A 20,711-nucleotide genomic window follows, 5' to 3' on the forward strand; every position below is an offset into this window, starting at 1 on the left:
ACCGTAAAGTGACGACCTTTTTATATAACTCGAATTAAAATAATAGCAACAATCCATACAAAGAGAAAAAGAAACGTCATAGACCATTTATGTTCTTGCATCGTATGTTTCAAAGCCTGTGATAATTGTGTCATATTCATTTCCGCAAGTGCTCTCCATACGCTTACATCCCGCTCTTTAGCAGTGCGATCTGTAACGCTAATTAAAATGGTTTCGTTAGACAATTTCGTTATATAAGCAGTAATAACCGTTACCATTAAATTTATATTTCCTTCTGAAGAATCACTTTCCACTCTAGAAAGGAGTGCACTTACATCTAGTAACGGAATATGTACCTTTCTACCAAATGATAGTTGTACTTCAGCAAAATCATAGGTCCCATCTAACAAAGGAAGCTCTTTTATATGCGCCTGCTTAACAAGTCCTTGCAAGCTTTTCATTACTTGTTCAAATATTTTTTCTGTTTGCTTTCCTTCTCCAGATAATGTATGTAACTTTTTAAAGAGTTGTAATACTGTATCCATCTCTTTAGAAAGCATTTCCTTCATAACCTTTCCATCGCCTAAACTCGCAAGTAAAATCCCTATTTCATTATTCTTCGAAATAATCTTAGACTGTCCAGTAAACACTAGATTACTATGCTTTCGTTCTTTCTGGATTTCATGTTCTGAAATAGCTGCAGGCTGTTTTAATGGTTGTAGCGTCTTATTTTCAATTGTCGTACGTTTAATTTCCATTTAAGCGCCTCCACTACTATGAAATACTTAGCCCCATTCTTTATTACTCTTTAAAACTAAAAATAGTACGAATAAACCTGACATGATAGCAAATACATTAGAAGCTTGTATTCCCTGTTCACTTTTTGCTTCTTTCTTCCCTTCTGGCTCTTCTTTTTTCTCTTTCTTTTTCGAAATGACTTGATTGTTATTATCTTTATCTTTTTGAGCCTTCTTTTTATTTACTTCCTTGTTGTCTGTGAGAGGCTCTTTTATAACATAAGTAATTTTTTCTTTCTCTTTCAATGGTTCTTTTATAAGATCGTTTACTTTCTCTTCTTTTTTTGGAATTTGAACAACTGGTGGTTTTTCTTCCTGAAGCGTGATTTCTACTTTCGAGTCTTCCTGCTTCTCAGTTTCTTTCTTATCTTCTAATTTATTTTCTAATTTATCTTCATTCTCTCGTTCTTCTATCTTTTTATCCTCTTCTGTTTTTTGCTCCAAAACAGAAACGACATACTCACTTGCTTCAATCAGTTTATTGCCTGCCGCATCCACTATCTCTACAAGTAATTCGTATGAGCCATTTGGCAACGCATTCGTTATTTCAAATACTTTTTGCCATTCCATGTCGCGCTTATTGTAATCTAATAAAAATGTAATCTCTTTATTTTCTTTTCCTTTTAATGTAACACGAACTTCTTTCACGGCTGATTCTACGTCTGTTGCCTTCACTCGTACATGTATAGAATCACCTTGTTTTCGTTCGATTACGTTCCCCTTCGCCTCGTCGATAGTAACCTTATGCAACTTCGGCATCTCTTTATCTATTGTTGGCGTTTCATTATTTATACGAATAAAAGGGACTTTCACTTCATTTTCTAAGAGCTCTTCTTTCTCATTTTCTTTGTAATTTTGAATAAGCTGAAGGTTCCAATCACCTTGCAAATCAAAAGTCTCGACCTTGTAGTTAGCAATCCATCGCTTCGTTTCCTCTTCATACTTAAACGATAGCATTCTTTCTTGTTCATACTGATCGCCGTTTTTTGGCAAGCGCAAAATACCTTTTATACTTTGAACATTTTTCTCTTTCGGCTCTACAATAACCAGCACTTCTTCGCCAACTTTTAATTCCGGCTTATTTACTGTAATAACCCCTTGATCCGTCTCTATCTTCTTTTCGGTTTCTTGTTCATTTTTTGCTTCTTGTTGTTCCTCTTTATCTTGCTTCATTTCCACTTGTTCTGGCTGTTCTTGAACTTCCTTATTCTCTTCTTGCACATTCACTTCATTTATATTTTGTTCTGGCACATTTTGCTCTTCCGCTTTACTTTGTAGCGGGAAGAGCAAGCACACATGTATGCATAACCAGCTTATTAGAAAAAACTTTACGTTTTTCATCTACTAGCTCAAACTCCTATTTCAACGACTTATAGCGATTTCGTCACTTTTACTCCGAAAAATCCATCTACATTTACAAGTTCACCATACGCCACCAATACATCATTTACATAAATACGAATTGGTTCGTCAATATCTTCATCTAGTACAACCGCTTCATTCTCTTGTAAACTTAAAATATCTTGAATGGTTTTCACTGTGCTTCCAAATACAAATTTCACGTTCATTTCTACATTTTGTAGAATGGATGTGTCCATGTATACTGGTTCCATTTGTTTTACTTCTTTAAATTCAATAGGTTGCACAACAGGTTCTACAACTTTTTCTTCTTCTATTTCTTCCGTAACAATCTCTTCTTCCTCTTCCACCATTGGATATAGAAGTCTTCTTACCATTTCTTTCGCTTCTGTAATCGGTAAAATTTGATACATTTTTGATTGAAGCAGGTCGCCAATTTCAAGGTTGAACGTAATTTGAACGAGTTCGTCCACTTCCATTGACTCTCCCAAATATTCCATTTCTTCTTTTAAAGTTACAAATTTAACATTTGGTGGTGTCATGTCCATTTTTTCTTGAAACATCTCTGACATCGCTGTTGCCGCATGCCCCATCATTTGGTTCATGATTTCTTTAATACCGCTCAGTTCTAATTCACTAAGTTCTTTCTCAGAATCAACTTCTCCTGTCCCCATCATCATTAAATCTACCATTGTTAAAGCGACATCTTTCGTAAATACGAATACATTCTCATTCTTTAGTCCTTCAACAAAATCAACATTTAAAATAACAAACGGGACTGGTACTCCATCATAATGACGAACATTGATCGCTTCTACATTCGGTGTACTAATTGAAACTGGCTGATTTAAAAGCGTTGACAATACTGTTGAAGCGGAACCAATTGAAATATTTGCAATTTCACCAAGGACATCTTTCTCTTCTTGCGTTAAATGTTCTTTTTCAACTTGTTCTTCTACAATCTCAGTTTCCACTACTTCTGCTGGCTCGTCTTGTTCTTCTACTCCACCAGATAATTGCATTAATTTATTTATCATTTGTTTCGCATGTTCAATTGAAACAATTTGCACAAGTTTAGAGTTTACAAGATTATCTATCTTTAAATCAAACGATACTTTAACAATCGTTTGATTTCCATCGATTTCCGAGATTTTCTCCATTTCTTCTGATAGCTTTACAACTTTAATTGTCGGCGGAGACATATCTACTGTATCTTGGAAGAATTCAGACATAGATGTAGCTGCGAACCCCATCATTTGATTCATTGCTTCTTGTACAGCACTTAGCTCTAATTCACCAAGTTCTTTTCCGTCCTCCACCTCACCTGTTCCCATCATCATTAAATCAGCAATGGATAATGCAACATCTTGCTTAAGGACAAGAAGGTTTTCCATATCTAATCCTTTTGTAAAATGAATATTTAGTACAACGTGTGGAACTTCGACGTCGCTTGAATCATATAAATCTACCAATTCGATGCGAGGAGCAGTAATGCTTACTTGCCTATTTAAGATTGTTGATAATACAGTCGAAGCTGAACCAAATGATATATTTGCAATTTCGCCAAGAATATCGCATTCTTGAGGCGTTAAATGCTCATTTTCTTTTTCTAGCACAATTGTGCTCGTATCCCCTTTTGTGTGTTGCTCAGGCATTTCCTCTGCCTCCTCATTTCTGTTTTTCTATCAAATGATATAAACTCTCATTTTATTTTAACAAACTTATTATATAAAACGTTAATATGTATTTATTCCTATTTTCAGATTAGTAACGATTAACCAAAAAGCTCCCCAATTGTATACAAGTGGGGAGCTTTCCTTCATTCCTATTATAAACCTTCTGGGTTTAAAATGAGGACCACTCGTCCATCACCGAGAATTGTCGCACCAGAGAAATAATTAGAACTCTCTGCAAAGAAGTCACCTAATGACTTTAAGACTATTTCTCTTTGACCGATAATTGTGTTTACAATAAGTCCATAGCTGCGATGTGTATTACGAACAATTAACACAGGAACCATTTGACCATCATATGACGCAAACGCCTCATCTGCTGTTTTCTCACCAAATACCGTACTTAAATGCTTCACTTCAATAATTTGATTACGGTAATTTAACACATCTTTTCCTTGTATGGATTGGATGTCTTCTCTCTTAATTCGAATTGCTTCAACAATATTACCAAGAGGTAAAGCATACCGTTTATCATTCGTTTGAACAAGCATAGATTGTATAATAGACAACGTTAATGGAAGTTCAATTCTAAATGTACTTCCCTTGCCTTCTTCAGAATCAATAATTAAATGTCCACCTAAACTATGGATTGTATGTTTCACTACATCTAATCCAACCCCGCGTCCAGAAAGGTCTGATACAACTTCAGCTGTACTAAATCCTGGTTGGAAAATCAAATCAAATATTTCACGGTCTGTTAATTTATTTGCCTCAGATTCTGTTACAACACCATTTTTAATCGCTTTTTCTAATACTTTCCCTTTATGAATTCCATTTCCATCATCCGTAATTTGAATTACGACATGATTTCCACTATGGAACGCTTCTAATTTAATCGTACCTGTCTCATTTTTCCCTGCATCACGACGTTGTTCAACAGTTTCAACCCCATGATCAATTGCATTACGAATTAAATGAACAAGCGGATCACCGATTTCATCAATAACAATTTTATCAACTTCAGTATCTTCACCTGTAATTTGTAAATCGATTTTTTTCCCTAAATCTTTCGCTAACATACGTACCATACGCGGGAAACGATTAAAGACTGTTTCAATCGGCACCATACGCATGTTTAGAAGTACATTTTGAATATCTTTTGAAATATCGCCTAATCGATTTAAATGCTCAATTAATTCTTTGTTTTGAATTGCTTGTGCCAATTCATCTATACGACCACGCTCAATTACACTTTCTTCAAACATGTTCATTAATCTTTCAATTTTTTCTAATTGAACACGTATGGAACGATTTTCTACTTTACCATTTTTCGTTTTTGCAGTGCTTTTAGCTGGTGTAGCATTAGCAGATTGTTTAGATACTTCTTTAGTTGATTCCACATGCGTAGCCGCTTGTATAACTTCTTGTACGACTTCTTGTGTAGCCAGTTTTTCCGAAACTACTTCTTTTGATGTATGTCCTTGCTTCACTTCTACTTTCTCAATTTCAGAAACATGAAGCACTACTTGTTTTAATTCTTCTTCACTTTGATCAGTATCCATAAATACTGTGAACTCAAACCCGAAAGCATCTGCTTCAATTTCTTCAATACTAGGAACTGTTTTTTTTACATTACCTACATTTTGTAGCGCTTCAATACACATAATCGCACGTACTGCTTTTAAAATAGCTTGTTGCTCAACAGTTATATGCACTTCATGTGAAGCTGCATCATCGTTATTTATGGTTTCTTGTTCTATATGTTCAGTAGGAATTTCTATATTGCCGTTCAATAATGCTTCTAATTTCTGTTTCGTTGCAACTACATCAATATTGCCCATGCCACCTTGCTGCACATCTGCAACCATCTTCTCTAAATTATCAATGCATTCAAAAATCACATCAATAATCTCCGCATTTACAACTATATTCCCATGACGAATTTCATCTAAAACGTTTTCCATTTTATGCGTTAAATCCGCCATTTCCGTAAATTCCATACTCGCTGACATACCTTTAAATGTATGAGCTGAGCGGAATATTTCTCCCACAACATCCATATCAGTAGGATTTTGTTCTAAAGTTAGCACATTTTCATTTAGCGATTGTAAATGTTCTTCTGATTCCTCAAAAAATATATTTAATAGATCTGTTTGCATTTTAATCCCCTACCTGTCTAACAAACATTTCATTCATGTATAACAATTTAGTGTTTTAAAACAAGAAAAAAGGGGGCCACACGCATATCCGCTATCAATGTTTAGATTCCTTGTGGCACCCCTTCTATATTAGCTGTTTGCTACTTTTGTTAAAGCTTCGATTACACGATCTGCTTGGAATGGCTTTACAATAAAGTCTTTTGCCCCCCCCTTAATTGCATCTAATACCATACCTTGTTGTCCCATTGCAGAACAAATAACAACTTTTGCACTTGCATCAATTTTAATAATTTCTTTTAATGCTTCAAGTCCGTCCATTTCTGGCATAGTAATATCTAATGTAACTATATCAGGTTGAAGTTCTTTATACTTTTGAATTGCCTCTACTCCATTCTCCGCTTCTCCGATTACTTCAAATTCAGAATTACTTTTTAATAAGTTTTTAATCATTGTTCGCATGAACATCGCATCGTCTACAACTAAAATTTTATGTGCCATTCTTTTTGATTCTCTCCTTCTATGTATAAATATATCTTAATATTTAACCTTATCATTCTCACTCATTATACAAAATAAAATGATAAAATTTAATATTTTTTTAAAAGAATTTTCGTATTTTTATTATTTTATTATTAAAATGATAATATACTATTCTTTTATATAAATGACAACGCGACGGTTTTTCTCCCAATTTTGCGGTGAATCATTTGGTACAACTGGCTTTGTGTCTGCATATCCTACCGCAGCTAGCCTTTTATCATCCACATTATACACTTCGATTAAGTGGTGAATCATATTTGCTGCTCGCGCGGAAGATAATTCCCAGTTTGAAGGGAATTTGTCGTTATGAATAGGTCTACTGTCTGTATGTCCTTCTACAACAATGGGATTTGGTACCGATTGGAAAAACCCAACTAATTGACTTATTATCTCTTTCGCTTCTGGTTTAACGTTCGCGTCACCTGTATCAAATATTAAATTATCTACTATAACGACGCTTACTCCCGTATCCTCTCGATATACATTCACTTGACTAATACCGTTATTATCTACATATGCTTTTAACTTCTTATATAATTCATCCATTCTTTTTTTCGAAATCATTTTTTCATCATTTTTTTCATGCGAAATATCTGGTATTGTATTTTCCATTACTTTTGCATCTACTTGCTCCGTATCACTAAACTTTTCAAGCATCTTTGACAATTTTACTGCATCCTGCTTTGAAGTAGCAACTAGTAATACAAAGAAAGTTAATAATAACATCGTTAAATCTGTAAAAGTCGTCATCCAACGAGGCGATCCCTTTTGCGGTCGTTTTATCATCACCATACCACTCCTTGCAATATTAGGCTGCTCGTTTTACTTTTTTTATCTTTGTTTCGTATACATACGTATCCAGTTTCAACTTTAATTTAGACGGAATTTGTCCACGATACAATTCTGAAATTGCTTCAATAACAAACTTCTTCTCTGTATATAAATCCTCAATCCCTCTATACACTTTTTCAGCAAGTGGGATTGCAATCATATTTGCAAGTACGGATCCATACAATGTCGTTAACATCGCAACTGCCATCCCGGTACCAATTTGCGATGTGTCTTGCAAGTTTTGAAGCATAATGATAAGACCAATTAAAGTCCCTATCATACCCCAAGCAGGAGCGAAATCACCAATTTTATCTAATAATGCTGCTCCTTTTCTTAACTCATACACTTCCGTTTCAACATCTTTCATTAACACTTCTTTTAATTCATCTTCATCGTAACCACTTAACATTAATCGAATTCCTTTTTGAATAAAAGGGTTGTCTACTTGCTCTCCATCAACTTCTAAAGAAAGCAGACCGTGTTTTTTAGACTTTTTCGAAAAATCAACAAACAAATCCGTTAACTGTTCTAAATCTTCTTCTCTTCTATGTAAAACAGTAAAAATACTTTTCGTATATTTTTTTATTTCTCCAAATCGATATGCCACAACAATTGTCGCTGTTGTTCCCCCTATAACAATTAAAATAGATGAAACATCTAAAAAGTTTTTAAAAGCTTTTATTCCACCGCCGCCAAGCATAATTGCCGCTATTACAATAGCAAAACCTACTATTATGCCTACTGGGCTAGAAATATCAAACTTCCTTTTTTTTCTTTCTGGTCTAGCAAACACTTGATTTTCGTCTCCCATATTCCTGCCCTTCCTTTTCATTTTTATAAAACATTTTTTTATTTTAATAATGCGTTTTCACATATAATGTTTATTATACGCTTATCATCTATTTATCGCAATATACTCATAAAATTGACACATTTCATTTCCATATTAGAATTATATTATGGGAATATGAGGAGGATCACGATGGAACATAACATTTTACAAGTCATTGCACTAGCAGAAAAACTAAAATATGAAATGAGACATAGCTGGCTTTCTAACGGGCGTCAAGAAAGCGTTGCTGAACATACGTGGCGCATGTCTCTAATGGCCATTTTAGTTGAACCTTATTTAGATCAAAAAGTAAATATTGAAAAATTACTTAAAATGGTTATTATTCACGACCTAGTCGAAGCAGAAGCTGGTGATATTCCTGCTTTTGATACAATGAATAGTCATGAATTACAACTACAAAAACAAATAAATGAACAAGAAGCAATTTTAAATATTAAACGAACATTAAAAGGTTCTCTCGGTGAGGAATTATATGATTTATGGATGGAGTTTGAAGCGAAAGAAACGTACGAAGCAAAAGTTGCTAACGCACTTGATAAACTTGAGGTGAAAATCCAACATAACGAAGCTGATATTGATACATGGCTACCAATTGAGCATAAAATGACATTCCAAGTAGCAAAGCATACAAACTTTGATTCTTTCCTATCTAAATTACAAAAAATCATCGAGCAAGATGGAGAAGAGAAATTACTAGCTGCCGGCATTGACGTTGAAGCTTGCAAAAGATAATGAAATAAGACACTCATATGAGTGTCTTATTTCATTATTGTTGATATAGCCTGCTTATAAATAAGTTGTTGTTTTCCATCAACTAACATTAAAACGGTAAATTTGTCTATTGCAACAATTTCTCCTACTATTCTAACGCCACTCTTTAAAAAAATTGTAACAATACCTTTTTCTTCTTTTATTTGTTTATATAGCTCGTCTTGTAAATGTTCCAAATACATCTCTCTCCTTTTTGTTGAATATCTTAATATAAAAAACTACAAATTCTTTATTTATATACTTTATCTTTTACATTCATAAACTTATTAATAAGTATATCTAAATCTCGGCTAAATAACAAAACTTTATCATGATCCAATCCATGTCTAGCAACAAGTTGAATTAGCTCTTTCTTTTTGTTTTCTATTTTATTTTTTAATTGTCCCATCTCCATCTCTTCACTAAAACTCCCTTTTCCCATAATATTACTTGTAAAATTATAGTACAAATTCTCTCATAAAAAAATATAAAAATGGTTTTTTTTACAATTTATATATTTTTTTATGAACAAATCGCAAAATATATAACGATTCATCCCCATATCCGTAGCTCTATATACAATTAGAATGACCATACAGGCGTTTGTCTAATTACAAAAGAGACTGGCTCCTTTTCTATACAAAAAACATACTGTATATAGTAGTCCATGAATTATATAGATTAACTTACTCAAAAGGAGGAACACATATGAGTTATGGTGGAAGTTGCGCTGGTTTCGGCGGTGGATTTGCTTTGCTTATCGTACTATTCATCCTTCTAATCATCATCGGATGTAGCTGTTGGGGTGGCGGCGGATACGGATACTAATATATCCTATCCTTAACAAATGAACGAAAAACTATAAGAAAACAGCTCATATTTGAGCTGTTTTTTCATACTTTCGTATGAAGTTATGTCCCTCCTTTTTCTGATTTCAACTAATAAAAAAACGTTTACTATGAAATAAGAAATATTTTTACTTAGGAGGATTACAATGATTAAAGGTCTTTACGAAGCACATTTACCCGTCCGCAACTTAGAGGTATCAATATCTTTTTATGAATCACTTGGACTGAAATTATATAAAAGAGGAGATGATATTGCTTTCTTTTGGATTAAGGAAAATGAAAGTTGGCTCGGTCTTTGGGAAGGTACAGAATACAAAGTAAATTATCATCCCTCTTTACGACACATCGCCTTTCAAGTAAGCTTACATGATTTAGAACATGCGATACATTGGCTAAACCAAAAAGGCATTTCAGCACGAAAAGACTTTGGAATGGAGCCAATTGAACCGATTGTTTTTCCAGAATTAGCACATGCCGCCGTATACTTTAACGACCCTGACGGAAATAGTTTAGAATTGATTGCACAGTTACCTGTTGGACTTCCTACAGGGGAGAAAGTGTATTTAAGTGAGTGGAAAAAACAAGTTCAAGCATCATCATTACATAAGGGTTGAGCTTTTTATGTCAGTTTCTTATTCCGCACTTCTTAAAACAAATAAAAACTTCAATAAACTTTTTTACGGACAAACATTAAGTGTGCTTGGAGATTGGTTTCATACAGTAGCTTTATTAACATTCGTCTATAGCATAACGGAATCTCCGTTTATGATCGCACTTACTTTTATAAGTAAAGGTTTACCACAACTCCTTCTTAGTCCATTCATAGGCGGAATTGTAGACCTTTTTTCTAAAAAGAATATTATGATTTTTACCGATATTACACGGGGAATTCTAGTCCTTACATACTTATTCGCCAGCTATAAAATTGAAATTATTTTCATTACCAATATATGTTTATCTGTACTTTCTTGCTTATTTGAGCCGGCTAAACAAGCAACCTTAAAAAACATCGTACATCAAAATCATTTCGTAACTGCTAATTCTCTTTCTAGTACAATGAATGGTTTTATGTCTATTATGGGGGCTTCTTTAGGCGGGATAATTGCACAATCTTTACATATTGAGTTCGCTTTTTTAGTAAATAGCCTATCATACTTTATTTCAGCCTATTTTATTTATCATATGAGTGTTCCCTCTTATGATAATTTTAATAAGAAAAAAGCATTTTTGACTGATATAAAAGATGGATATACATACATATTAAAAACAAAAATAATTTTAACATTAATTCTTGTCGGCATTTCATGGGGGCTTATTGGAGGTGCTTATCAGCTACTTCTAACAATCTATGCCGAAAAAATTTTCCACACGAACATTGGGATTTTATATACGGTTCAAGGGGCTGGGCTTATGATAGGAAGCTTTCTCGTTAATCTTTACATATCCAGCAATAAAGAAAAAATGAAAAAAGCATTTGGTTGGGCCTACTTCCTACAAGGCTTTTTCTTTCTTGGATTCATTCTATCCGATCAACTTATTTTCGGTATCATTACATTACTCTGTATGCGCATAGCAGGAGGAATCATCGTTCCACTTGATACGACATTACTTCAAACTTACACGCACGAAAATATGATTGGTAAAGTTTTTTCCTTTCATTACTCAATTTATGGTTCACTCATACAGTTATCTATGTTCATTACAGGATGGCTATTAGAAATCCTTTCTCCTCAAATGATTGGTAGTTTTCTAGCTACATGTTGTATTTTTGTTAGTTTTATATGGCTGTTCTTGTATTATCGCGGGAAACTTAATGAAGAATCTACTATTACTTAATAGCATGTTTATGTACATGCTATTTTTATTTATGTCGAAATACAGAGGAAAAAGGCGATTTATTTTCCTTACGTTCTAATTTTTTAGAATGTACAATAAATTTAGATTATAAGAAAGGAGATATCATCATGTTTGAAGATAGACTTACTATTTCAGCTGAGCAGCAGAAGCTCATTTCCAACGCAACTCGTATTCAAATTCTTCACCTTTTAAAAGACGAAGCACTCACTGCAAAACAAGTAGCTACTAAACTAAACAAAACTGCCGGAAGCGTACATTATCACGTTCAAATTTTGTACGATGGAGGGTTGCTTGAATTAGTAGAAACGAAGGAAAAACGAGGGATTATTGAAAAATATTATAAAGCAAAAGCAGCTCACTTCTATATTGAAGAAAGCGGCACAGAGGGAACGAATACAGGTAGTCATATTGTATCTCATCTATTTTTAACTCCAGAGGAATTACAACAGCTTACTTGGGAGATTACACAAGTTTTATTACGCTGGGAAAACAAAACCGCTCGTCAATCAAACTCTGAAGAGGAATACACTATTTCCTGCAGGATTAAAAAACAATGAAAGAAAGGGCCATTTGTTCATGAAAAATAAATTATTATTATTGTCGGGAACAGGAATTTCTCGTTTAGGTGATTTTATGTATCTCATCGCCCTAAACGTAATGGTGTTACATAGCACAAACTCACCTGCTGCTGTAGCAGGATTATGGATTGTCGGTCCAATTGCGACCGTTGTTACAAAAATTTGGTCTGGTAGCATAGTAGATCGATTAAACAAACGGTCCATTATGCTTATCACAGATATCATTCGAGCAGTTCTCATTGGCTGCGTTCCACTATTTGATTCTATTTGGGCCATTTATATTTTTATCTTTTTAACTCGTATCGCTACATCATTTTTCGATCCAGCTTCATTTTCTTATAAAACAATGCTTATACCTGCTGAAGAACGTGCTCAATTCAACGCTTGGAGTAGCTTTTGTACAAGCGGGGCTTTTATTATCGGTCCAGCTCTTGCTGGAATACTTCTCACCACGCACTCAGCATCCTTTGTAATTTACTGCAACTCACTTTCCTTTCTACTTTCTACTATTCTCATTTATTTCTTACCTAATATTACGTTACAAACAAAGCAAAGCGAAGAAGTTGCAAATACTTTCGTACAAACATTACGAAGTGATTGGAAACAAGTTTTTTCATTCGCTCGGACTGAAACGTACATTATTCTCATATTCGTTTTATTTCAAGCGACTATGCTTGTCGCTATGGCACTTGATTCACAAGAAGTTGTTTTTACAAGACAAGTACTGTTTTTAACCGATATAGAATACAGTATGCTTGTTAGTATAACTGGCGCTGCTTACGTTTCCGGTTCATTTCTCGTCTCTCTCTTTGCCAAACGTTTACCAATTCAATATTGTATCGGATTAGGGACAATTTTCACAGCAATAGGCTATGTAATTTTCGCCTTTTCAAATTCATTTATCGTCGCGGCAGGCGGTTTCATTTTACTTGGCATTTCTTCATCATTTGCCGGTACTGGCTTTTTTACATTTTATCAAAATAACATCCCGGTTCATATGATAGGACGTATCGATAGCGTATTTGATTCCATAAAAAGTTTTATCCAAATCTTTTTCATTTTAGCAATTGGAGCATCCGCACAATTTCTTTCCGTTCAAATGACTGTAATAAGTAGCTCGTTACTCATCCTTTTCCTTTCCTGTTTATTAGCAATCCGAGTAATGACGCCTTCACGAGAAAAATATTTTAAGGCTACAGGATCATCATTGGAATATTAACCGCAACATAACAAGCGGCGATTTGCTAGGTAGTAAGCCCTCACTGATTAAAGTTTTACTTTATGTTAAAATATTAATGAAATTTGATTATGTAGGGGGGCTTTTTTGAATACTATATTCATGTTCATTTGTATTATATTAGTAGCTTCTATTTTACAAACAAGTACCGGTTTTGGCTTTTCTATTATGGCAACACCTTTCTTACTCATGTTATTTCTACCACAAGAAGCTATACAAATAAATATCATTTTATCATTCATTATTTCTATATCACTCATTTGGAAAATAAGAATGGACATTGATTGTATTCTACTGAAAAGATTAATTTTCGGCAGTATAGTTGGTGTTCCTTTTGGTATTATCATTTTCACTTCTATTAACATCAACACATTTAAATTAGCAATTAGCATCCTACTCTTACTATTAACTTTGATGCTAATCTGTAACTTTAAGATTCAATCAACAAAATCTAGAGATTTCATAGTTGGCGGATTATCCGGTCTTTTAACGACAAGTATCGGTATGCCAGGACCACCCCTGTTACTGTACTTTACAGGAACTGATACAAAAAAAGAGAAGCTGAGAGCAACTACTTTAGCTTTTTATCTATTTATATATTTCATTAGTCTACTAACGCAAATACTCTTTACTGGCACAAACAAGACAATTTGGGAATCAAGTTTTTACGCTATTCCAATCGTATTTCTAGGTTTGTATATAGGTCAAATTATTTTCAAATGGCTTAATCAACGGATTTTTAAAATATTTACGTACATCCTTTTAAGTTGCACGGGCATATATCTTCTTATTGAAAGTTTGCATTCGTTATAGAAGGTGCTTTAGTATGTGTCATAACGGCGGATAAGTTTTCAATATTTTTAAACGTGATAACAATAAAAAGCGGCTATTATGCCGCTTTTTATTTTCAAATTAAATATTTTAAAACTAGAAGCCCACCTATCGCTATTACAAACACATTGAAAAAAATCAGCCAACTTTTTTCAAACTCTTTATATCTCTCTTCTTTCACTCCACGTTGTTTTAGCTTCTCAATTATGTTTTTTAATTCTTGTTCATGCTCGGTACTTCCTAATTGTATATAGTTATTATCTATAGTAATTCCATATACATTCTTCATTTTTTTATGTCGCGAAACTGCTTGAATGGAGCTAATTAGCACATTGTACTCATTTATTTTTTTGAAATAACAATCTAACGATTTAATTCGTAATCTTGTATTTGTTAAAACAATGTAATAGTAAAAGGTAGCACCTGCCGTGAATATATTCGGTATAACTTTAGAATTTACAAGACTTCCTTCTTCCACTAATATTTCACATTCGATTTTTTCTCCTTCTTGCAACTCTTTACGAACTGATTCTTCCAACATTTGCATCGTTAATTTCTTCAATAATTCTCCGTTTTTCACATAATACTTATCTACATTTATAGTCTCATCCGCTTCTTTCTCTAAACGTGTAATTTCTTCCTCTGAATATTGGAGCTCATTTAACATAGATAATAATCTTTTATCCATATTACACACTCCCTTTCCATAGTTTTTGAATTTTTTTCTTTCCACGAGAAATTCGATTGTATATATAATCCGCCGTTACTTTTAATTCTTTTGCAATGTCATCAATGGAATATCCATCAATATACCTCTTTAAAAAGATATATCGATCTTTCTTATTTAAATCTTGAACTATTTCCATAATCTCTTCTTCTTTTTCTATTTCATATCTATCATGAATACCTGTATCTATTTCTACGTTTTTATCAATTTTATTCTCTTTATATACTTTCTTTTTATATTCCAATGCCTTTAATTTTGTAATACCAATCATCCAAGATTTTAAGTTTCCCTTTTCTATATCAAATTGATCGATATGAAACCAAATGACAGTAAATACATCGTTATAACAATCATCCACATATTGTTTTTCAATAGGGGTACTTAACGATTTATGAATAATGTACAAAATTAATTTTCCATATTGATCAATCACTTCTTTCAAAGCATCTTGATCGCGTTTTTTCATAGCTATAATTAAATCCACTTCAGAATCGAAAATCATAAACATCTTCCTTCCTCAATTCCCCTTTAGCAGCTACCTTTACTTACTATTGGCATTTCATTCTCATTTTCTATCACTTTTGTAAAAATTTTTTAATTTTTATGTATATGATAACAAATAAAATACCTAAGTTCAGAAAGTGGTATCTACATTCTGAACTTAGGTATTAACAATTAAATTATTCACTTATACTAACGTTTCATCACAAAGCTCTGTTACATTTTTAAAGTATTGCAAGTTCTCCTTCGCTTCAGCTTCATTAAATAAATTGAGCTGCCTCATTATTTCAGTAGCAAATTCAACGTACGCAGACCCTACCGCTGTTATTATTTTTCCATCAACCGTTACATCTTTGTTTTGTTTATATTCCCATTCATGTAAATGAGCTAACTGTTTTTCATCTGATGTTAATGATGTTGAGAATTTCTTCTTATTCAGCACTCCTGCTGCATGTAATAAAGATGTTCCGGCACAAATACCCGCTATCCATTTATTTTGCTTATGTAATTTGTTCACAATAGATAACAATTGTTCATTTTCTAAATGATCAAAAATATGTCCGCCTGGTACGATAAACACTTCATAGTCCTCTATTTTAATTTGCTCAATAGAGACATGTGGTTGACACAAAAAACCGCCTTCTCCTGTAACTGTTTTTCCGTCTACAGTTGCTGTTATTATTTCAAATTGCTTACTTATCAAAAATAAACTCGCTATATTCACTTCAAATTCTGCAAATCCATCAAACAAAAAAATTAAAGCTTTTTTCATATTATCTCCTCCCCCTATACTTATTCGAAGACAATCACCTTTCTCCTCCAAAAAAAAGCAAACCTGCATCACAGGTTTGCCTCTTTACTCTCTTTGCTCACTTCTTATTAAATCCTTTTTCACTTAAAAACTCTTTCATATGCATTCTTTTTTCTTTAGACATAAACGAACTCATCGATTCCGTCCATGTTACGTTTTTTTGATTTGATGATCTTTCTTTATAATACGCGCTCATCGTTTCATCGTATTCATTTAATAATTCATCATATTTCTTTTCATCATATCCATTTTCATGAAGGATTGCTGCTATCGGTAAACGTGGTTTCACTCCGTGATCTTCATCTGGTACACCGACTGTCATTCCGAATACAGGATATACTTTATCCGGTAAATGAAGCAATTCGCTCACTTCTCTCGGATTATTACGAATACCACCAATATAACAAATACCGTATCCTAACGATTCTGCTGCTAACGCCAAGTTTTGTGCGAAAAGTGAAGCATCTACCGTTGCTACGATAAAGTCTTCTACTCCTTCATGCTTTATCTCGGTACCATGTTTTTCACATGCCATTTCAAGTCGTTTTAAATCTGCACAACAAACAAAGAATGCTGCGCAGTCCTTCACATGACGATTTCCGGATAACTCTGCTAGTTTCGCCTTTAAGTCTTGATCTGTTACATATATAACAGAATAAGCCTGTACAAAATGCGAGGAAGCAGCATGCTGCGCAGCTTGCACCATTCTTTCTACTACATCTTTCGGAATAGATTCTTCTTTATATTTACGAACTGAAACATGTTGCTCCATTTTATGTATCATCTCATTCATGAAAATCACTCCTTTTTTCTCTTCCTAATGAAAAATTAACATATCTTTTCCAATATTCACAACTTATAAGCACAAAAAGAGCAATTCTTTTTGAATTGCTCTTTTTAAAAGATCTATTAATACGGTAAATGAAATTATATCGTCGATTTTTTCAATATATCAACGATTCCCTGCACTATATCGACGATTTTTCAAATATATCGTCGATTCGACAAAGAATATCGACTTACCGACAAATAACGACAAACTCACTCCGAATTATTCCTTATCTTATTACGCTGTTTTCAACACTTTAACACCTTTTACGATATTCCAAATGAAGTAATAAATCCCTACAAGAATGAATACTGCATATGTGATCATGATCCCAATTCCAGCACCATCAGATTGATTGAATCCTAAACCGTATATTCCTGATATCGCTACCCCTCCGAATAAAATTGCATATGGGAAAATATGTGACCAAAATGCTTTTTTCGCGTGATATTTCACTTCATCCTCTGCAACGAAGTACACGATAATTGGTAATAAAAATGGGGCAAAAAAGATACTAAAGTAACATAGTGAAGATAATATATTATTTCCTTTCATCCGATTCACCTCTAAATAGTTTTTGTTATCTTCATTATGTCAGGAATCCATTCTAGAAACTATCGCTTTACCTTTCATTAAGATGACATATTTGTAAGATTCCCCTCAAAAAATCCCGCCTATAATGCTAGGCGGGATCACTTTCACTATATTCGATTCATAAACCAATATTGCGTAATAGCTAAATACTCTCGTATATTCGATGGAATGACAATTCGCTTCGGTGTTTCGGCCGGAAGACCTTCTAATTGTAAACCTTGCTTAGCTGCTATTTTTTTCGCTCTAAACATGTGGAAATCGTTTGTTACGATCATTCCTTTTTTCATATTGTCCGGAATTAAAGGTTTTGAGAATTTAATATTTTCATCTGTACTCGTTGACTTATCTTCCATGATAATGCGGTCTTCTGCAATTTTTAGTTTCATTAATCCATTTTTCATTGCTAATGCTTCTGAAATATCTTCCCCTTTTCCTTTTCCTCCAGACACAATAGCAATTGCTTTCTCATGTGCTTTCAAATACTCAGCTGCTTTATTAATACGATATTGCAATGAGTACGATGGTTTCGTTCCGTTTACTTTCGAGCCTAAAACAATGATATAATCAGCTTCATAGGTCGCATTCATGTGCCCATGCTTATAAATGTTATATTGTAAAAATCCCACATAAACGGCGCAAACCATTATAATTCCTATCATATACTTCATTATTTTTTTCTTTTTCATATCCATATACTCCTATGTTCTTTGCTTCTTTCATGATAATATCCATTTATTTGTTTGTATACAGACAAATTCCAATTCAACCTAATTTATCCTCTAGAAAGTAATATTTATATTTCTTTCGGGAACAGTAAGTACAACTTTGCACGAAGGAGTGTCTCTATTGCTTCTCTTTTTATGTAACGTATCGTTCTTTTTTATTTTATTTTTACTATCACTTAAGATGCTCGGTAAATCAGCTTTAGCACAACTAACTCCTCATGATTTTGGTGCTATTATCTTTTTATCTTATTTAGCTTTTCAAGCCATACCAGTCTCTGGTGCTTTGCAAGCTTTTCTCGGTATGGTCGTTATTACATGTTTGCATTTAATCCTTACAAAATTAAGCCTATTCAACAAACTAAATCGTTTTATTCTCGGGCACCCGATTATTTTAATTAAACATGGTGATATTATTTTTGAGAACTTACAAAAAAGTAGGTATCCCATTGCTGAATTACTTTCTAATCTTCGCGTCGCAGGATACCCAAGTGTTCATGAAATTGAATACGCTATTTTAGAAGCGAATGGAGCCATTAGCATTTTACCAAAGCGTGAACTTGTCCCATTAACTCCGAAAGATTTGAATATAGATGTTAAGTATGCTGGATTACCAATTGCCCTTATCGTTGATTCACAAATTCAATACGATAACTTAAAGTTAATTCATAAAGACAAAAAGTGGTTATATAAAGAGTTAAAAGAAAAAGGAATTACAAATATTAAAAACGTTGCCTTTGCTTCTGTTCAAGAAATTGATGGATCTTTTGCTATTAGTTTAAAAAAATAAAAAATCCCCTTACTTGCTCAAGGGGATTTTCTTCATTATATTACTTCTTTTTCATCTGCCATATTTAATGGAACAGGATGTTTCATACGATTCATCATAAATAGGATAATCGCTGTTATTACTTCCGCTACTGGCATAACGAGCCAAATTCCGTTTATTCCAAATAACTTTGGCATAATCCATAATAATGGAATAATAAATAGTAACCCTCGGCTCATTATAATAAGTACTGATTTTTTTGTTTGTCGCACTGATTGGAAGTACTCTCCATACACAATGTTATAGCCTAAAAATACGTATTGAATAAAGAACAAACTAATACCTGTTAATGTTAGCTCCAATAACTCTGGAGATTGGACATCAAATAGACCAATAATATATTTCCCGAAGAATAATCCGACAATTATTGCAACGCCTCCAAGTACAACTGCAATTTTCACAGCAAACTGCAATCCTTCACGAAGTCTCTCTGCTAAATTGGCACCATAATGGAAACTAGCAATCGGTTGTAATGCAGCACCTACACCGAAGAATAATAGTAATGTCATTGCATGAATGCTATTTACCATCGCATAAGAAGCTACTCCTACTTCTCCTGCATATTGAACGAATGCTATATTAAAACCAATCGTTACGATTGCCACTGTACTTTCTGTTATAAAGCTCGGAAAACCTATTATCATAATTTGTTTAATCGTATCCCATTCAAAATGGAATTTCGTCCATTTTAAAATACTACTTTTTCTAAAGAAATGCGTTAATAATACAAGGAAACCAATCGCTGCTGAAAGAATAGTTGCTGAAGCAGCTCCTGTTACGCCCCATTTAAAGATGAAAATAAAGATATAGTCAAACACTATATTTAATACAGCTGTTACAACTAAACCTGCCATTGCTAAATTAGGATTTCCATCATTTCGTATAAATGTACTTAAAATATTTTCTAAAACGTATATCATTCCAAATGTTAATAATACGTGTAAATAGTCTAACGCATACGGTAAAATCACTTCGTTTGCACCGAATAAGTATGCTAAATCTTCTATTCTCCATAAACAAATCGCTGCTAAAACACCTACGATAATGACTGCTACCGTCATAGATTGAGTAAAAATAGACCTTGCTCTTTCTATTTTATTTTCACCTAGTGCAATGGAATATAACGTTGCCCCGCCCATTCCAATCCATAATGAAATTGAGAAGAAAATTGAAAACGCTGGAATAGCCACGTTTACTCCTGCTAAACCGTTCGCCCCAACTCCCCTACTAATCATAACCGCGTCAATTACAATATTCACTGACATTAATACCATTCCGAGAACAGCTGGTATTAGATAAGTAATAAATAAACTTTTAATTGGTTTTTCTCTTAATTTTTCTGTTACTTCCATACTATTTTGCTCCTTTTTTCAACGCTCTGTTCACAGTTTAAACCTTCAAGTAAC

Annotated in this window: 24 protein-coding genes; 8 read left to right on the forward strand and 16 right to left on the reverse strand. The window is 33.5% G+C overall.

The features are described 5' to 3' along the window. Positions 1–20: 20 nt before the first annotated feature. The 7 genes from QCI73_RS18760 to QCI73_RS18790 form a co-directional block, all read right to left on the reverse strand. Positions 21–737, reverse strand: coding sequence for a hypothetical protein (locus QCI73_RS18760; protein WP_000403978.1), 717 nt, complete (start codon positions 735–737; stop codon positions 21–23). 27 nt (positions 738–764) lie between these two features. Beyond that, entirely contained in the window at positions 765–2,117 is a 1,353-nt protein-coding gene (locus QCI73_RS18765; protein ID WP_353823532.1) for an Ig-like domain-containing protein, read from the reverse strand. 29 nt (positions 2,118–2,146) lie between these two features. Further along, a complete protein-coding gene (locus QCI73_RS18770; protein ID WP_070805659.1) occupies positions 2,147–3,790 on the reverse strand; it encodes a flagellar motor switch protein in 1,644 nt (547 codons plus the stop codon). A 173-nt stretch (positions 3,791–3,963) separates the two neighbouring features. Then, positions 3,964–5,967 (reverse strand): chemotaxis protein CheA, encoded by a 2,004-nt coding sequence (locus QCI73_RS18775; protein WP_070805658.1) that lies wholly within the window; start codon positions 5,965–5,967, stop codon positions 3,964–3,966. A 129-nt stretch (positions 5,968–6,096) separates the two neighbouring features. After that, the gene (locus QCI73_RS18780; RefSeq protein WP_000940575.1) at positions 6,097–6,465 is read right to left on the reverse strand and encodes a response regulator; all 369 of its coding nucleotides are present in this window, start codon (positions 6,463–6,465) and stop codon (positions 6,097–6,099) included. A gap of 150 nt (positions 6,466–6,615) precedes the next feature. Then, complete coding sequence (locus tag QCI73_RS18785; RefSeq protein ID WP_000596045.1) at positions 6,616–7,293, reverse strand: OmpA family protein; 678 nt, start codon at positions 7,291–7,293, stop codon at positions 6,616–6,618. Positions 7,294–7,315: 22 nt separating this feature from the next. Next, positions 7,316–8,149 (reverse strand): flagellar motor protein MotP, encoded by an 834-nt coding sequence (locus QCI73_RS18790; protein ID WP_000502149.1) that lies wholly within the window; start codon positions 8,147–8,149, stop codon positions 7,316–7,318. 171 nt (positions 8,150–8,320) lie between these two features. Between QCI73_RS18790 and QCI73_RS18795 the strand changes: the two genes are divergently transcribed. Continuing rightward, positions 8,321–8,923, forward strand: a complete 603-nt coding sequence (locus QCI73_RS18795; RefSeq protein ID WP_048551694.1) for an HD domain-containing protein — start codon at positions 8,321–8,323, stop codon at positions 8,921–8,923. A 26-nt stretch (positions 8,924–8,949) separates the two neighbouring features. Here the strand turns inward: QCI73_RS18795 and hfq are convergent, their stop codons facing one another. Further along, complete coding sequence (hfq, locus tag QCI73_RS18800) at positions 8,950–9,138, reverse strand: RNA chaperone Hfq (protein ID WP_000400652.1); 189 nt, start codon at positions 9,136–9,138, stop codon at positions 8,950–8,952. Between the two features lie 53 nt (positions 9,139–9,191). After that, positions 9,192–9,410, reverse strand: a complete 219-nt coding sequence (locus QCI73_RS18805; RefSeq protein WP_353823533.1) for an aspartyl-phosphate phosphatase Spo0E family protein — start codon at positions 9,408–9,410, stop codon at positions 9,192–9,194. 239 nt (positions 9,411–9,649) lie between these two features. On the opposite strand from QCI73_RS18805, the gene QCI73_RS18810 reads away from it, so the two are divergent. The 6 genes from QCI73_RS18810 to QCI73_RS18835 all read left to right on the forward strand — a co-directional run bounded on the left by QCI73_RS18810 (position 9,650) and on the right by QCI73_RS18835 (position 14,274). Further along, positions 9,650–9,769, forward strand: coding sequence for a YjcZ family sporulation protein (locus tag QCI73_RS18810; protein WP_000120179.1), 120 nt, complete (start codon positions 9,650–9,652; stop codon positions 9,767–9,769). Positions 9,770–9,935: 166 nt separating this feature from the next. Beyond that, positions 9,936–10,403: a VOC family protein gene (locus QCI73_RS18815; protein ID WP_327923087.1), complete on the forward strand. Its 468-nt coding sequence runs from the start codon at positions 9,936–9,938 to the stop codon at positions 10,401–10,403. 7 nt (positions 10,404–10,410) lie between these two features. Next, the gene (locus QCI73_RS18820) at positions 10,411–11,625 is read left to right on the forward strand and encodes an MFS transporter (protein WP_353823534.1); all 1,215 of its coding nucleotides are present in this window, start codon (positions 10,411–10,413) and stop codon (positions 11,623–11,625) included. 128 nt (positions 11,626–11,753) lie between these two features. Then, positions 11,754–12,203, forward strand: coding sequence for an ArsR/SmtB family transcription factor (locus QCI73_RS18825; RefSeq protein WP_074542976.1), 450 nt, complete (start codon positions 11,754–11,756; stop codon positions 12,201–12,203). 19 nt (positions 12,204–12,222) lie between these two features. Then, positions 12,223–13,443, forward strand: coding sequence for an MFS transporter (locus QCI73_RS18830; RefSeq protein ID WP_000791689.1), 1,221 nt, complete (start codon positions 12,223–12,225; stop codon positions 13,441–13,443). 105 nt (positions 13,444–13,548) lie between these two features. Next, entirely contained in the window at positions 13,549–14,274 is a 726-nt protein-coding gene (locus QCI73_RS18835; RefSeq protein ID WP_001092069.1) for a sulfite exporter TauE/SafE family protein, read from the forward strand. 94 nt (positions 14,275–14,368) lie between these two features. Here QCI73_RS18835 and QCI73_RS18840 read toward each other — a convergent pair whose 3' ends face one another. From QCI73_RS18840 to QCI73_RS18865, 6 genes are all read right to left on the reverse strand, one after another. After that, a complete protein-coding gene (locus QCI73_RS18840; protein ID WP_353823535.1) occupies positions 14,369–14,980 on the reverse strand; it encodes a flagellar motor switch protein FliG in 612 nt (203 codons plus the stop codon). Position 14,981: 1 nt separating this feature from the next. After that, positions 14,982–15,527, reverse strand: a complete 546-nt coding sequence (locus QCI73_RS18845) for a sigma-70 family RNA polymerase sigma factor (RefSeq protein WP_139302894.1) — start codon at positions 15,525–15,527, stop codon at positions 14,982–14,984. A gap of 180 nt (positions 15,528–15,707) precedes the next feature. Then, a complete protein-coding gene (locus QCI73_RS18850; RefSeq protein WP_074610124.1) occupies positions 15,708–16,292 on the reverse strand; it encodes a type 1 glutamine amidotransferase family protein in 585 nt (194 codons plus the stop codon). Between the two features lie 97 nt (positions 16,293–16,389). Then, a complete protein-coding gene (gene nfsA, locus QCI73_RS18855) occupies positions 16,390–17,124 on the reverse strand; it encodes an oxygen-insensitive NADPH nitroreductase (protein WP_061131067.1) in 735 nt (244 codons plus the stop codon). A gap of 273 nt (positions 17,125–17,397) precedes the next feature. After that, positions 17,398–17,715 carry a magnetosome magnetite crystal formation protein family gene (locus QCI73_RS18860; protein WP_000678046.1) on the reverse strand — a complete coding sequence of 106 codons (318 nt, stop codon included), beginning with the start codon at positions 17,713–17,715 and terminating at the stop codon, positions 17,398–17,400. 146 nt (positions 17,716–17,861) lie between these two features. After that, the gene (locus tag QCI73_RS18865; protein ID WP_353824122.1) at positions 17,862–18,413 is read right to left on the reverse strand and encodes a YdcF family protein; all 552 of its coding nucleotides are present in this window, start codon (positions 18,411–18,413) and stop codon (positions 17,862–17,864) included. Between the two features lie 187 nt (positions 18,414–18,600). On the opposite strand from QCI73_RS18865, the gene QCI73_RS18870 reads away from it, so the two are divergent. Continuing rightward, on the forward strand, positions 18,601–19,266 hold the full coding sequence (locus QCI73_RS18870; RefSeq protein WP_000923934.1) for a DUF421 domain-containing protein: 666 nt from the start codon (positions 18,601–18,603) through the stop codon (positions 19,264–19,266). Between the two features lie 35 nt (positions 19,267–19,301). Here the strand turns inward: QCI73_RS18870 and QCI73_RS18875 are convergent, their stop codons facing one another. After that, entirely contained in the window at positions 19,302–20,657 is a 1,356-nt protein-coding gene (locus QCI73_RS18875) for an MATE family efflux transporter (protein WP_353823536.1), read from the reverse strand. Positions 20,658–20,711: the final 54 nt, after the last annotated feature.

Source organism: Bacillus cereus group sp. MG16 (assembly GCF_040459875.1).
GTDB classification, from domain to species: Bacteria; Bacillota; Bacilli; order Bacillales; family Bacillaceae_G; genus Bacillus_A; species Bacillus_A paranthracis.